Origin of the sequence: Caldivirga maquilingensis IC-167 (assembly GCF_000018305.1) — an archaeon.
Taxonomy (GTDB): domain Archaea; phylum Thermoproteota; class Thermoprotei; order Thermoproteales; family Thermocladiaceae; genus Caldivirga; species Caldivirga maquilingensis.
The window spans coordinates 1,620,921-1,635,285 of sequence record NC_009954.1; the positions used below are offsets into that span (position 1 = coordinate 1,620,921).

The 14,365-nt window shown below is 42.5% G+C and carries 14 protein-coding genes; 7 read left to right on the forward strand and 7 right to left on the reverse strand.

The window, feature by feature from the left end; genetic code table 11:
* Positions 1 to 221 precede the first annotated feature (221 nt).
* On the reverse strand, positions 222 to 2,081 hold the full coding sequence (locus CMAQ_RS07925) for a urocanate hydratase (RefSeq protein ID WP_012186583.1): 1,860 nt from the start codon (positions 2,079 to 2,081) through the stop codon (positions 222 to 224).
* Between the two features lie 138 nt (positions 2,082 to 2,219).
* On the opposite strand from CMAQ_RS07925, the gene CMAQ_RS07930 reads away from it, so the two are divergent.
* Together CMAQ_RS07930 and CMAQ_RS07935 are read left to right on the forward strand one after the other, a co-directional pair.
* Complete coding sequence (locus CMAQ_RS07930) at positions 2,220 to 3,500, forward strand: MFS transporter (protein WP_012186584.1); 1,281 nt, start codon at positions 2,220 to 2,222, stop codon at positions 3,498 to 3,500.
* Between the two features lie 226 nt (positions 3,501 to 3,726).
* Positions 3,727 to 4,644 carry an arginase family protein gene (locus CMAQ_RS07935; protein WP_012186585.1) on the forward strand — a complete coding sequence of 306 codons (918 nt, stop codon included), beginning with the start codon at positions 3,727 to 3,729 and terminating at the stop codon, positions 4,642 to 4,644.
* A 9-nt stretch (positions 4,645 to 4,653) separates the two neighbouring features.
* Here CMAQ_RS07935 and CMAQ_RS07940 read toward each other — a convergent pair whose 3' ends face one another.
* Positions 4,654 to 6,147 carry an aromatic amino acid ammonia-lyase gene (locus tag CMAQ_RS07940; protein WP_012186586.1) on the reverse strand — a complete coding sequence of 498 codons (1,494 nt, stop codon included), beginning with the start codon at positions 6,145 to 6,147 and terminating at the stop codon, positions 4,654 to 4,656.
* Positions 6,148 to 6,313: 166 nt separating this feature from the next.
* Between CMAQ_RS07940 and hutI the strand changes: the two genes are divergently transcribed.
* Positions 6,314 to 7,564: an imidazolonepropionase gene (gene hutI, locus CMAQ_RS07945; RefSeq protein WP_012186587.1), complete on the forward strand. Its 1,251-nt coding sequence runs from the start codon at positions 6,314 to 6,316 to the stop codon at positions 7,562 to 7,564.
* A gap of 138 nt (positions 7,565 to 7,702) precedes the next feature.
* Here hutI and CMAQ_RS07950 read toward each other — a convergent pair whose 3' ends face one another.
* Positions 7,703 to 8,419: a purine-nucleoside phosphorylase gene (locus CMAQ_RS07950; RefSeq protein ID WP_012186588.1), complete on the reverse strand. Its 717-nt coding sequence runs from the start codon at positions 8,417 to 8,419 to the stop codon at positions 7,703 to 7,705.
* Positions 8,420 to 8,467: 48 nt separating this feature from the next.
* Entirely contained in the window at positions 8,468 to 8,647 is a 180-nt protein-coding gene (locus CMAQ_RS07955) for a hypothetical protein (RefSeq protein WP_012186589.1), read from the reverse strand.
* Positions 8,648 to 8,695: 48 nt separating this feature from the next.
* Between CMAQ_RS07955 and CMAQ_RS10450 the strand changes: the two genes are divergently transcribed.
* Positions 8,696 to 9,829 (forward strand): sugar phosphate transferase, encoded by a 1,134-nt coding sequence (locus tag CMAQ_RS10450; RefSeq protein WP_012186590.1) that lies wholly within the window; start codon positions 8,696 to 8,698, stop codon positions 9,827 to 9,829.
* 60 nt (positions 9,830 to 9,889) lie between these two features.
* On the opposite strand, the gene CMAQ_RS07965 is transcribed toward CMAQ_RS10450, so the two are convergent.
* Positions 9,890 to 10,366: a PaREP1 family protein gene (locus CMAQ_RS07965; protein WP_012186591.1), complete on the reverse strand. Its 477-nt coding sequence runs from the start codon at positions 10,364 to 10,366 to the stop codon at positions 9,890 to 9,892.
* 157 nt (positions 10,367 to 10,523) lie between these two features.
* On the opposite strand from CMAQ_RS07965, the gene CMAQ_RS07970 reads away from it, so the two are divergent.
* On the forward strand, positions 10,524 to 11,354 hold the full coding sequence (locus tag CMAQ_RS07970) for a proteasome assembly chaperone family protein (RefSeq protein WP_156769876.1): 831 nt from the start codon (positions 10,524 to 10,526) through the stop codon (positions 11,352 to 11,354).
* A gap of 5 nt (positions 11,355 to 11,359) precedes the next feature.
* Here the strand turns inward: CMAQ_RS07970 and CMAQ_RS07975 are convergent, their stop codons facing one another.
* Together CMAQ_RS07975 and CMAQ_RS07980 are read right to left on the reverse strand one after the other, a co-directional pair.
* A complete protein-coding gene (locus CMAQ_RS07975; RefSeq protein ID WP_012186593.1) occupies positions 11,360 to 12,184 on the reverse strand; it encodes a metallophosphoesterase family protein in 825 nt (274 codons plus the stop codon).
* A gap of 182 nt (positions 12,185 to 12,366) precedes the next feature.
* Positions 12,367 to 13,476: a DNA topoisomerase IV subunit A gene (locus CMAQ_RS07980; protein WP_012186594.1), complete on the reverse strand. Its 1,110-nt coding sequence runs from the start codon at positions 13,474 to 13,476 to the stop codon at positions 12,367 to 12,369.
* Between the two features lie 90 nt (positions 13,477 to 13,566).
* Between CMAQ_RS07980 and CMAQ_RS07985 the strand changes: the two genes are divergently transcribed.
* Together CMAQ_RS07985 and CMAQ_RS07990 are read left to right on the forward strand one after the other, a co-directional pair.
* Positions 13,567 to 14,091, forward strand: coding sequence for an HIT family protein (locus CMAQ_RS07985; protein WP_048062763.1), 525 nt, complete (start codon positions 13,567 to 13,569; stop codon positions 14,089 to 14,091).
* Positions 14,051 to 14,299 carry a hypothetical protein gene (locus CMAQ_RS07990; protein ID WP_156769877.1) on the forward strand — a complete coding sequence of 83 codons (249 nt, stop codon included), beginning with the start codon at positions 14,051 to 14,053 and terminating at the stop codon, positions 14,297 to 14,299. The genes CMAQ_RS07985 and CMAQ_RS07990 overlap by 41 nt, the downstream gene beginning before the upstream one ends.
* The last annotated feature ends 66 nt before the right edge of the window (positions 14,300 to 14,365 follow it).

Sequence of the window (14,365 nt, forward strand, 5' to 3'; positions counted from 1 at the left end):
ACACCCTCCCTCAGGTAAACCCTTTATAAAACTGCACTTAAACATTACCTTGAAGTAACCGTTAAGTGGGTCTTGAATCATTGTGAATCCTAGAATAATTCCAGCCGACCCATTCATAACCAGCACCCCTCGTTACTTAACGAGAATTTCTTTAACTCACTCATTCACTTACGTTAAACCTAGATATAGCACCGTAACCCCTGGTGTTAATAATGGAGTTCTCATGTATTAAATGGAGTCCGATAATTCTGTCTCCTAGCCTTATACTCCTCTAAATCCTTCTTAACCCTCTCATACGTAAACTTACTTACCCTACCCTCTCTATAAGCCTCCTCAATTACACGTGTACTCTTCTCCTCAAGCCTATTAATTATCGGTATCCTAATCCCCCTCTCCCTGGCAACCATTAATGACTTGGGGTAGCCGGCATGAGCATGCCTAACAACACCGGAACCTGGATCAACAGTAAACACCCTGAGCGCCTTCTCCTCAGCTAATTCACTGCCATCAACAACCATACCGAAACCAGCGTGTATTGAGAAGCCAATACCGACTCCACCACCGTGGTGGAAGCATGTCCAGGTTGCCCCTGCTGCAGTGTTTAATGCGTAGTTGAGTATTGGCCAGTCACCAATTGCATCGGAGCCATCAAGCATGCCTTCAGTCTCCCTGAAGGGTGATGCCACAGAGCCACTGTCTAAGTGGTCTCTACCAAACCATATGGGTCCATGTAATTCACCCTTCCTAACAAGCTCACTAACCACTTTACCGAATAATGCCCTCTCACCATAGCCTAAATAAACAACCCTGGCTGGTAACCCCTGGAACTTAACATATTGATGAGCCGCCTTAATCCACCTAATCAATTTACTGTTTCTTTCAAATAAGGTTAATAACACGTCATCCAGTTTATAAATATCATTAGGATCACCCACCAGGCTAGTCCACCTAAATGGGCCACGTCCCTCCTCAAATAAGGGCCTCATGTACTCCATTTGGCCAGGTATCTTGAATGCATCATTGACGCCAGCATCATAAGCCTGCTTTCTTAAATTATTACCGTACTCAAAGGTCACGGAACCCATTCTCTGTAGTTCAAGCATTAATTGAACATGCCTCTTCATTGTTTCCTTAGCCATCACCATGTATTTCTCAGGGTCACTCTTCCTTAATTGCATTGCCTGCTCAATGGTTAGGCCTTTAGGTACGTATGATAATGGGTCATGTGCAGGTGTTTGATCGGTTAATATTTCCGGCACTATATTATCCTTGATGAGTTTCTCAAGTAAATCAACGGCGTTAGCCAGAACACCTATGCTTACTGCCTGCTTCTTCTCCTTAGCATCAATAGCCATGTCGATTGCCTTATCAATGTTATCAGTCCAAGTATCTAAGTAACCTGTATCAATCATTCTTCGAATCATATTAACATCCACATCGGCTATTAACGCAACGCCACCAAGCATTTTAATCGCTAATGGTTGGGCACCACCCATGTTACCAAGGCCAGCGCTAACCACTAGCCTACCCTCTAATGAACCATTAAAATGCCTATCAGCGGCGGCTCCAATTGTTTCATAGGTACCTTGAAGAATACCCTGTGTACCAATGTAGGCCCAGCATCCTGCAGTCATCTGGTGGAAACTGATTAAACCCTTAGCCTCAAGCTCCCAGAAAACCCTCCAATCAGCCCACTTTGGAACAAGCATTGCATTACTCATTAAAACCCTGGGCGCACTCCTACTAAGCCTCCAAATAGCCACAGGTTGGCCACTCTGGATTACAAGTGTATCCTCACTATCCATGGTAAGTAAAGCATCCACAATATCCTCGAAATCATCCCACGACCTAGCAGCCTTACCGGTACCACCGTAGACTATTAAATTCTTAGGATCCTTAGCAACCATAGGATCAAGCACGTGAAAGAGCATTCTTAATGGACCCTCAATCTGCCAATCCCTACTATGTACGTGAATCTCATCACCCTTAATGGCTTTAACAGTCCTGGACTCGGGATCATAGTAACCTGAGGATATAAGCTCCTCAATAGGCCTACCCCTGTACCTCTGGGGTACTGACATTATGTAGCTTTTAATTCTAGGCTTATTAAGCATTATGCATACGCATTAATATAGATTCAGCATTGATAGTAATTACTTATTAATTTAAATAACTGGTAATAAGATAAAACTTAAAAACAGATAAATATTACCTTATAAGTGGGGTCAGGATACAGTAATATACAGGTAGTGTTTAATTGGCGTAATGTAATCGGTTCCATGCTTGGTTGGGGAATGGATGCTTACGACTTTGTTGCATACGATTTTGTGGCACCGGTTATAAAGGATTTATTCTTCGGTCAATTAGGCAGCTTAGGATCCATGCTAGCGACACTGGCAGTATTCAGCTTATCTCTAGTCGTTAGGCCACTTGGTGGCGTATTCTTCGGTAATTTATCTGATAAAATAGGTAGGCGTTATGTACTTTACGTAACCATGTTAGGTGCAGGAATATCCAGTTTCTTAATGGGCTTTCTACCAACTTATGCTCAAGCCGGGTTAACCGCAATAATACTTCTTCTCCTTTTAAGGTTCGCGGTGGGCTTTTTCCTTGGTGGGGAATACTCATCAAGCGGTATTATGAGCGTGGAGAGTGTTACTAAGTGGAGGGGGCTCGCCAGTGGCATTATGCAGGCTGGTTTTGATATAGGTATCTTCGGGGTCACCTTTACATACACTATTGTTGCAACATACCTACCCAGTAGCGCAATGAGCACCATAGGTTGGAGGATCGTATTCTGGAGCGGCATAGTAACAACCATATTAGCCTTCATATTTAGAAGAAGGTTCCTAACGGAATCCCCTGAATGGGAGAAGGCGGAGAAGGTTAAGAGTCCATATAAGGTTCTATTTAAGAATTATTGGTTACCAATGTTAACCATTCTTCTAGCAACAATGGGATTCCTCTACGAGTACTATGTTATGCTTGAGTTATCACCATTTATACTTCAGAGCGTTCTAAGTTACTCAGCTGCATTATCCGGGTTAATACTAACAGTGCTTTCAGCTAGTGACGCAGCAGGTAGTGTGTTTGGTGGTGTGCTTGTGGATTTACTGAGAAGCTCCAGGAGAGCCTTATTAGTAACATCATTAATAATCCTAGTACTAATATATCCAACAATGTATGGGGTATTAATTAATGGTAATGGCTGGCTTGTACTACTCTGGGATTTCCTAGCCGTGCTACCAGTCGGGGTTATGCAGGTTTATATTAGGGATCTTTTACCAGTTAACGTTAGATCCACAGGGGCTGGTTTAGGTTATAATGGTGGAACCTGGTTAGCTGCCTGGGCAGCATTAATAGCTACATTAATGGCCTCAGCATCAACTAAGCCTCAACCATGGTTATCATCAATAACAATTAATACATTAATAGGAGCAGTATTAATGATAATTAGCTTCATCCTAGCGGCTAAGGCAATTAAATCACATTCACAATGAATCAATGACTTAAATCACCATGTAATAATATTATCCACCTAGTCCACTAGACTTTCCCCCATTTCACTTATTTTCACCTGCTTCATAATCGACCCATACCATTCTTTTCACTAAGGAGTATGCTAAGTCCCCTTAAAGTTTTCAGTGGGTTTTATGAAGCAGGTGAAGATCCATGCCCTCATTCTGTAGGTTAAGGTTATTAAATGGTTACGGGGTTACGTAATTAATGAGTAATTTAAGGAATGATCCACCTTTCTTAAGGAAATCCATGTATAAGTTCATTAAGGATCCTGGTGATGTTAGGATTGGTGAGGTTGTTAAAAGGGATTGGATTAGTGGGGACGTGGGAATACTGGGTGTACCATGGGATGGGGCAGTGGGTACTAGGCCTGGTTCCAGACTTGCCCCATCTAGAATTAGAAGCCTTCTCTATACTCAACCTTACACATTTCATGACTTAACCATTATTGATTTCGGTGATGTTGATGTTGTTATTGGTGACCACAATGAGACTTGGCGTAGAACCGAGGCCACTGTTTCTGAGGCTTTAGGCTTAGTTAAGGAGCTTATCGTCATTGGTGGTGATAGTACAATATCCTACGCTACTTTCAGGGGCTTGAGGAGGACCACTGATAACTTAGCTTACATACTTTTTGATGCTCACCCAGATGTTAGACTGGTGGATGAGGGATTAACCAGTGGTCAAGTGGTTAGATGGATTAGGAGTATTAGTTCAAACGCGTATATTGCTATAATTGGGGTTAGGAAATACTCAAATGCACCCTACCTATTCAGTGAATCTGAGAAGTTGGGAATCAAGGTCTATACTATGGATCAAGTGGACTCAATGGGTATAGAAGCCGTGGTGAATGATATTGAGAATAATGTGAAGAATAGGATCACCCATGTGAGCATTAACCTTGATGTTGTTGATCCAGCCTTCGCCCCAGGCGTTAATAGTCCATCACCAGGGGGATTCACTTCAAGGGAAGTAATTAGGATTATTGCGGAATTAAGTAGGAGAATAAGGCCTAGGGTTTTTGATGTTGTTGAGGTTACGCCACCCTTTGATAATAATGATTTAACAAGTATGCTGGCTTCAGTAATAATAATGAATGCAATATGGGTTAAGCAATTGCCTTAAAATTATGATTCAAGCCAAGTGATCAATTTTAAGGTTTATTAGACTTGCCAACTCATTAATGGAATTGGTTAATTTAGCCACAGCTTCATGATGGGATTGGGAACCGGTAACATACCTATTGATTATATCGTAAACATGCATTGATACCTTACCGCAGTTCACGCAACCATTATTTGCATTAATCACTGAGTAGCTGACGTATGCTAATAATGATATTAACCATTTCATTAATGAGTTAACTTCATGGAGCTTAATAGCTGAATTAACGCTCATTGAGTTAACGTCCTCCTGAAGACCACTGGTTGGTATATTGTGAATAATGGATGGTGAAGCCAATTCCCTAAGCCTAGCAGTTAATGCTGCAGCGGCGTATTGGGTTAGCATTAATCCAATTCGCCAAGGTCCATTAGCCAGGTAATTACTGGTATTGTTTATTTCCCTCCTCATTAATTGGGCTATCTGCCTCTCAAGTAGGTTGCCTAGGGTGGATAATGATGTGTTGAGGAGGTCAGTGGATAATGCCAGGTATTGGCCGTGGAAGTGGCATGTTGAGTATACGTTATCATTAATAATCACTGGGTTATCACTCACGGAGTTAACCTCATTCATAATATTGCGTAGGGACCATGATAATGCATCCATAATAGGTCCAATTACCTGTGGAATACATCTAATTGAGTATGGGTCCTGAACCCTACCACTGGTGTTTACATTCGCACTATCACTTAGCGACTCCTGTATAATTCTCGCCACTTCAACTTCACCATAATGCAGCTTAATGGAGTTAACCTCAATACTGAGTGGCCGTATACTTGCCCGTGAAGCCTCAATCATAAGTATGATAATTGCCATTGCAGCCCTTATCAATGTGTATGCATCCCAAATACCCAAGGAGGCTAGGGCAGCGCTGTAGCTGGTTCCATTAATTAACGATAATGCCTCCTTATAACCAAGCCTTAATTCATCAAGACCCAATGCCTTAAACACCTCAGCGCTATTCATGACTTCATTGCGATACTTAACCAAACCCTTACCGAGTAATGCAAGGGCTATGTGAGCCAGGGGTGCTAAGTCACCGGATGCCCCCACTGATCCATACTTGGGGACAAGTGGAGTTATGTTGAGGTTTAGGAATTGAATTAATCTTTCAATAATTCGACCCCTAATGCCGCTATAACCCAATGATAATTGATGCGCCCTAATTAACATGGTAGCCCTAACCCAATCATCAGGTGCGTAATCACCAACACCCATGGAATGATCAATAAGCATCTCCAGCGAGTACCTTGCAACATCCTCCGGATTAACGGTAACATTATGTAAGTCACCAAGACCAGTGTTAACACCATAAATCTTAATGCCACTGTTAACGGCTTTCTCAAGCACATCCAGTGATTTATTCATTAAATTTAAGGCACGTTCACTTACCTTAACCTCCTCGTGGTTTCGAGCAACATTAACCACATCAACAAGGTTAATTCTTTCCCCAATTTCCACCGTCATATAAACCCCTCTATCGTGCTATTATTAATATATTTTCACTGTAATAATCTATAGGACATGTTACAGTACTGTGGTTAATTCAATACTAGTGGGATTTAATGCATACTAGGTTTTTTGGATTTAAACGTATAATACTTATTAACCGTATTGCATAGCAACATTATGTATGAATAAGGTTTCGCTCTTAATAGGCCCAGTTAATCAACTGGTTACGGCTAAATCAATACCCTGGAGGCATGGTGACTCAGTCATTATAATTGAGGAGGCTGGCGTTGCCGTTAATGGCCATGAGGTAATTGATGTTGGCCCATGGAGAGAGATAAGTAGGAGATATGAGGGTAAATGCAGGGTATCAGCAGAGGATTCACTGGTTACTGCCGGTCTCATAGATCCCCATACGCACCTACTTTTCGCAGGCTCCAGGGAGGATGAACTAGAGCTTAAACTTCAAGGCACGCCTTATGAGGAGATACTTAAGAGGGGTGGCGGTATATACAGGACTGTTAATGAGACGGTTAATGCAAGTGATGAGGAGTTAAGGGGAATCCTATTAAGTAGATTACTAGAGGTAGCTAAGTATGGTACAACGACGATAGAGGTTAAGAGTGGTTACGGCATTAGCCCTAAGGAGGAGATTAGGCTTCTAAGAATAATTAATGACGCTGCCGGTGAAGCATTAATTGATGTTATACCAACATACCTAATTCATGTGCCGCCTAGGAACATGAATAGGGTAGAGTATATAAATGCCGTGACCGCATCATTGGATCAAGCCAAGGAATTAGCTAAGTTCATCGACGTCTTCTGCGATGACGGTGCATTCACTGTTAATGAAACTAGGGCAATACTTAATGAGGCTTCATTAAGAGGCTTTAAACTTAGGCTTCATGCTGATGAAATCGCCTACATTGGGTGCAGTGATTTAGTTAATGAATTTAACTTAACGTCGCTTGATCATTTATTAAATATGCCTGAGCAGAATGCTAAAGCCATGGCTTTAAGAGGCTCAACAGCCACATTACTGCCTGCAACAGTACTATCATTAATGAGTAGTAAGAGACCACCAGTGAAGGCGCTTAAGGATTCTGGAGTACCTATAGCCTTAGGCTCAGACTTCAGTCCAAATACCTGGGTATTAAACATGCAGTACGTAATGGAGTTAGCCACATATTTACTCGGTATGACTCCCCTGGAGGTTTTAATGGCTTCAACAGTAAATGCAGCATACAGTCTAGGCTTCAGGGATAGGGGTATTCTACAGCCGGGTTACCTAGCTAACATGGTTATTTGGAGTATACCTAATTACAAGTGGCTGAGCTACGAGTTAGGTAGGAATAAGGCATTAATGACTATAAGCAGGGGCATTATCCTTGAATCAAAGCCCACCAACCCCAATGTAACCAAGGAATGTTCATAATCAAGTAATGTAATGCAGGATGCGTGAATTCACTTAATTAAGGTTAAAAGGTATTAATTATCATTAAGAGTAGGCGCATCACGCTTAGGATGGTGTTTAAGCTCATGTGCATGCCTTAAGGGGCTATTGTACTGGGATTTAAGTGACTTCACTTAACGCATTCAAAACCACTGCCCCAACCTTATTAATGATTAATTCAAGCTCCCTACCCTCCAGGAACCTACCGAACCTACCCTCGGTTAACTTATTTGTAACCACTAAGGCGGCTCCAGTCTTAATCCCCCTTATTAAACCCAGTAGAAATAATATGGCGCACTCCATCTCAACCCCAATTACACCCCTTGAGCCAAGCATCCTAGGTAAATCCTCCTCGGCGTAAAAGGCGTCACTACTGTAGATTGCACCAATTATGAAGTTTAATCCTGAATTCGTGAAACTGCTTATTAACTTAAGTAGAACCTCATGATTAGGCACCGCTGGGTAAATTACACCACTCCCCAGGTACTGTGCGTATATTCCACCAGCATTATAACCTGCGCCACTTGGTATTAACACTGTGCCGGGTTCAATGTCATTACGCAGGGCTGCAGCGGTGCCAAGCCTCACTATAACCCGAGCCCCCATGCTCACTAACTCCTCAATCACTATTGCCGCTGAGGGTGCTCCTATACCGTGGGTTGCAATAGTGATTTCAACACCATTGTATGAACCTGTGTAGGCTAGGAAACCCCTATTCTCATTAATTATCCTGGAATCCTTAAGCATACCTGCTAATTGCCTTGCCCTAGCTGGGTCACCAACCACTATAACCCTTTCAGAAACATCACCTTTACTAACCTTTAAGTGTATTGGCATTAAGTCATTAAGTGAGTGAGTTTAATAAGCGTTAACACTGTATTTAACCTACTTCTTAACCAATTGAGTCCCATCAATCGGGCACTTACCGAAAAGCTTCCTCTCAGCGCACACTACGCAGAATAATGTTCCGCAGCGTGGGCATACGTAGTAATCATCATACATCCTTATCTTAGCACCACACCTACGGCATCTACCTATCACAAGTGTTTTCGGTATGGCAGCCATCGTTGGGTTAACCTTAAATGCTTAATAAGTTTTGCTCAGTGACAATAAATGCGGTTGGCGTTAACGCTACCATGTGGTTCACCAATGGAGCCTATATCATACACTACACCAATCCCCTACATAATCATTGGTGGGTTACGGATTATTGAACACTGGTTAATTAGACTGATTAATGAAGCTTCAGTGGTGCTTAATGTTGAGCAGACTCACGTCCACAGGAATAGGCTACTGATTAGTGAACTAGGGATTCCACTTAACATTGAATACTCCAGTAATGCCGACGCCTACGTTAACCCATGCATAATCCCATACACCAGTAACGTTAAGGCCGTGGTTAAGCATATTAGTAATAATGAGTCGGTTACATGCGGTGGCTACGATTTAATTAAGATTAAGGATGGTGGAAGAATCATTAATGACTGCAGCATCGAGTTCATTAAAGGGCCATGGGATATAATTAAGCATAATAATACCCTACTTAAGGAGACAATTGAGGTATTAGCTGGAATCATTGGCTTAAGAGGAAGCGTAATGTTATATGGGTCTGAGGCTTCAGGGGATGTTAAGTTCAACACCAGTGAGGGCCCGGTGCTAGTGGTTAAGAGTAGTATTAATGTGCCGGCTTACATTAAGGGCCCAGCATTAATAGGGGTGGGTACGGTCCTATCCCCCTTCACATACATTAGGGAGGGTACTGTAGCCTATATGGAGGATAGGTTATCGGGGGAGATTAAAAACTCGTTAATAGACTGCTGCACCTTCAAGGAGCATTACGGTTACTTAGGCGACTCCTACGTGGGTAAGTGGGTTAACTTCGGCGCCGGTACAACGGTCTCAAATCTAAAGAACACGTTAGGTACGGTTAGATTCAGGGGTATTGATACAGGCATGGTTAAATTAGGCCCAATCATAGGTGACTGGGTTAAGACAGGTATTAATACAAGCATAATGACTGGTAAGGCCATTGGCCCAGGCTCCCACGTTTATGGGTTAGTAACAGTGGATACACCACCATTCACCATATACACTGGTGAATTAATAGCCTTCAATAGGGAGAAGGTTCATGAGGTTATTCTCAAAACAACCCGCAGTAATGAGGAGGCTGAGTACGCATTAAGGATCTACGACTCAACATTAAGCCTAAGAAGCGGCATTAAGATGAGTGGATACAAGTTACCATGATACATTAATGCGGGTTTAGGAATCCAGTATGCTGCCCCAATAATGGACCTAAGGGCTTATTTACGTTTTCACAACATCCTTGGCTAAATCAATAATACGCCTAATGTACTCCACATCCTCCTTAATGTGTCTTGGTTTCAGTCTAGCCTCATGGAAACCCTCAACATGCAGAAACCACGCGGTCTTCCACCATAACCTAACCTCCTCCTTACCCAGCTTACCGCTTATTGAGTCAACAGCATCAAATAAAAGTACCGTAGTCCATCTACCCTGCATCTCAGCATTCTTAGCCTCATCTAGGTTTAACGCTACTGCAATTGCCTTAATAGCCTCCTCAGCAGCCTTATAGAGTTTTTCACTGGCTTGAATAGGATCCTTATCAATGAGGTCCTTGCCCTCATTAAGGAATTTAATGGCTAACTCTAGGTGAGCCTTGGAGCGTTCATTGGGGTTGAGGTTTAAGGCTTTTGATAATAAGTCAACTAAATCAATACCCCTCCTTAATGCTTCATTAATGAGTCTTTCAGGTAAAGCCACCAGGTCACTTACTTAATTCCTAGTTATAAGGCTTCCCTTAATAAGGAAGCCTTAGCTTAAAAACACTGTCTGCATGAGTGGGTTTAATAATTTGGGAAATGGCGGTTCAAGGGTTTTAGCGGGAATTCTTAAAAATGCTAATTCAATTATTAGTTATATGGATAGCTTAAGACTTGAGGTTAAGATAAGGTCTGTTCCCAAGGATCCTAGGAACATGGTTATTTTAGCCTGCCCAGAGCCTAGTTTAGCCTCAGTGGTTGCCACCGAGTACCTTATAGATACTTTAAAGATGGTTGAGATTGGGGCTATTAGGATTAGGGGAATTGAACCAGCGGTCACGGTGATAGATGGTGTGGCCAAGTTACCGTACAGGTTATTCTACTCCCAGGAGAATGGACTCATAGTGGTTAGGCAACACATACCAATCCCAATACCAATATATAGGGAATTCATAGATAAGGTAATATCATGGGCTGAGGAGAATGGGGTAAGCAAGGCCGTTTGCCTATCCACAATGCCCTCACTAGGCCCCAGTGAAAGTGATAACGTGTACTTCGTTACCGATGAGTTAACGGTAAGTAACTTAACCAACGCAGGCTTCATTCCACTTAAGGAGACTGTAGTGGTTGGTGTTGAGGCGGAGTTCCTTGATGCAGTATTATCTAGGGGAACCATGAGTGGTATACTGCTTCTAGCTGAGTCAAGATTATTAACCTCAATAAACAATTTAGTTAGGAGCGGTAGATTAGCCTCATATAGGGATATTACCTACATACTTAATCAAACAATAGGTAAGTTCGGACCTGACGTAACAGCAGCCGTGAAGCTGGTTAAGGCTATTTCAAAGCTAGTAAACACTGAGATTAAGACTGATAAGCTTGAGGAGCATGCATCCAAGTACTCATTCCTAGTGGAGAAGAGTATTGAGGAGTGGGCAAGGAGCTTAACCGCGGAGGAGGGTAAAGGCACCGCACCCTTAGTACTGTGATTGAGTCACATTGAGTCAAAGTCAACTCTCTCAAAGCCACCCTTCTTAATAACATCCAGGGTACCTAGGAATGTTAAATCCGTTAAATACACCTCAATCCTATCCTGTATACTCCACGGCTCAACATACCTAAGTATAGTCCTAGGGGCCTCGAAAACCGTTGTTAAGGTTGACGCCACATCAACACCAATGGTTAGATGATTAGCAGCAGGTAAAACAATAATGCTCAACTCCCCGCCCTCAAGCTCCCTGCCGTACAACCTCTTACCAAGCTCACCCTTATCAACCTTAATCTTCAGTATTGCAGGCCTCTTAGTTACGAAGCCATGCTCATCCTGAATAACCACGGCTGGGTGGGTGTGACCCATCACTAGGACATCAGCCTTCTCAAAATCCTCAATACTAGGCTTTGAGTTACCGTGCAGTAGTAGGGCGTTCTTACCGTTTAAATTAACCATGAAGCCCCTTGAGTCATGGAACTTAACGTTACTTAACCCAATACTATTAACCACCTGCTCCAATCCACCATCATGATTACCAGCCACTAATACAACCTCCTCGAAGCTCTTCGACAGGTTCTCTATGAATAACTTAACCTCATTAATTGATTCAATAGGGTAAGGTAACTCATGCTTAACATCACCAAGAATCACAACCCTACTAGCCCCCTCCTCCTCAGCCCAGGAAACAATATTACTCACTATCCTACCCGTCTGAATAGGTACCCTAACCCCCTTTCCCTGGAGTTCAAACTCCATACCAACGTGAGTATCTGCAAGTATCAGCCACTTATCACCATTAATAACAGCGCTAATCCCCCTCTTATCCACAGGCTTAACTCACATAAACTGGTTTAATTTACCTTTCCCGCCTAACCCGAACCCGCTGTTTAAGCTCACTGAAGCGCTTCACATAAAGTATTTTACGGACACTCATTGGTAAGCCTAATCAAGATTTCACCACTAGCCTATTAGTGAGTATTAACCCCAAGGTGTAGTATTAGAGTATACTCTTACTCAATCCACTTATTATTATGAATCTTATCCAGCAGGTACTCGTGTAGGAACTTTAATCCATGCGTCGACAACGCCTCAATCTCAACCTTCTTCCTAGTTCTCAGGAATAGGTCCAGTTCCCTCTTCCATTCATGACTCTGGAACCATGGGTACTTCTTAAGTTCCTGAGCCCTTTTAATATCCCTATCAGTGGCCTTTATTACGTAATTATCACTGATCTTATACTTACTTATATCGCTTGCAGTCACCCCAATGAATTTAGCATCAGGGGTGGCTAACCTCTCATTCTCGTAACTCAACTTTATTGAACCACTCCTGTATACACTGTAAATGTACCATCCGTATGGGTCCCCATCAGTGAAGACGTAAACCGGTAAACCGTAATCCTCACTAAGCCTCCTAACGAACCTCCTAGTAGCCCTATCGGGCATACCCTTAGCGGTAACCAGTAGGCATTTTTCACTATTCCAGTAACCCTCCCTATTAAGCCTTTGGAATATTGCATCCTTCTCAACCACTAAAACATACTTAGCATCCATTCTAACGATATCTAATTCATCTGGATTCGGAGGTAGGCTTAAGGCTGTATCACCCATTTTTGTCGCATCTATTTCGAAACCCTTTGACCTAACCACAATGGGTCCAACAACCTTACCCTTAACATCAGCGGACACACCCATCTCCTCCCTAAGCACACCTGTGGCAACCTCAATATCCTCTATTACTGCATTGGACTCAGACTGCTCATCCCACGTATTCTCCCTAAATGACTTACTCAACTTAGGTTCATTAAGCTCCATGGTGTGTTTACCATTATAGTAAAGGTCCCTTATGGTTGGGTAAACGTTCTCCTTAATTGATTGAATAATGAGCTTAAGCATCAGTGTAGTCTGCATAAAGCGCTTAGCCTCATTTAAATCCAGGAACCTCCTCTCAATAGCCTTAGGCCCCAGTACCAGTATCTTCCTCTTCTCATCCCATATAATATTAGTTAAAGTCCTAGCAGGTATACGCATCACCGGCTCCTCACCCTTATTAATGTAGTCAACAATAGACCTACCCCAATCCTCAAGAACCTTGAGTGCTTCACCCCTATCCTTAACCATACTCACTCCCCATATGCACCACTGTTATTAAACCCATCGCTAATTAACAGTAGGCATAAGGCTTAAAATTAAGGAGGGAAAGTGAGTGCAATGGCATTATACACGCCGTGGAGAATGGATTACATAACCGGGGCTATTGATAATAAGGAGTCGGGATGCTTCATGTGCAGGGCCGTTAACAGTAATGATGAATTAGTAGTCTATAGGGGTAATTACTGCATAGTGATAATGAATAAGTACCCTTATAATAGGGGTCACTTACTCATAGCCCCTAAGAGGCATGTACCGGGTATAGTGGATTTAACCGATGAGGAGTTGATGGAGTGCGCAATGTTGATTAAGGCATCCACCTGCGCGTTAAGTGAATTACTTAAGCCAGTGGACTTCAATATTGGTGTTAACGTGGGTAGGATTGCCGGTGCCGGTTACGAGGAGCATGTTCACTTCCACATAGTACCTAGGTGGAATGGTGACGTAAACAGTATCCCAGTTAAATACACCCTTGATGCGGTTATTAATGACATTAAGGAATTAATACCAGAGTTGAGCAAACTAATGAGGAGGTGCATGAGTAATGATGGTGGTGGCCCAGAGGTTCATACCAATAAGGGTTAATGTTGGACCAGTTACAATGGGTACCGGCATTAACCTAGATGACTTCCTAAGACGCGTAAACACTGCTGTTAATGAGATTGGTAAGGAGTTAGCAACCAAGGGGAATATTAAGACAATGGGCTTCACCATGACTCAAATAACGGTAAGCAACATTGATGGACTCCTAATAGTGGGCTGGGCATACTTAACCAATGACTCGCAATCCTAGGCTCAATAGTAAAGCCACCTATTGATAATAAAGAATTTTAAAAAAGCCTAAAAACCAATACTGTGG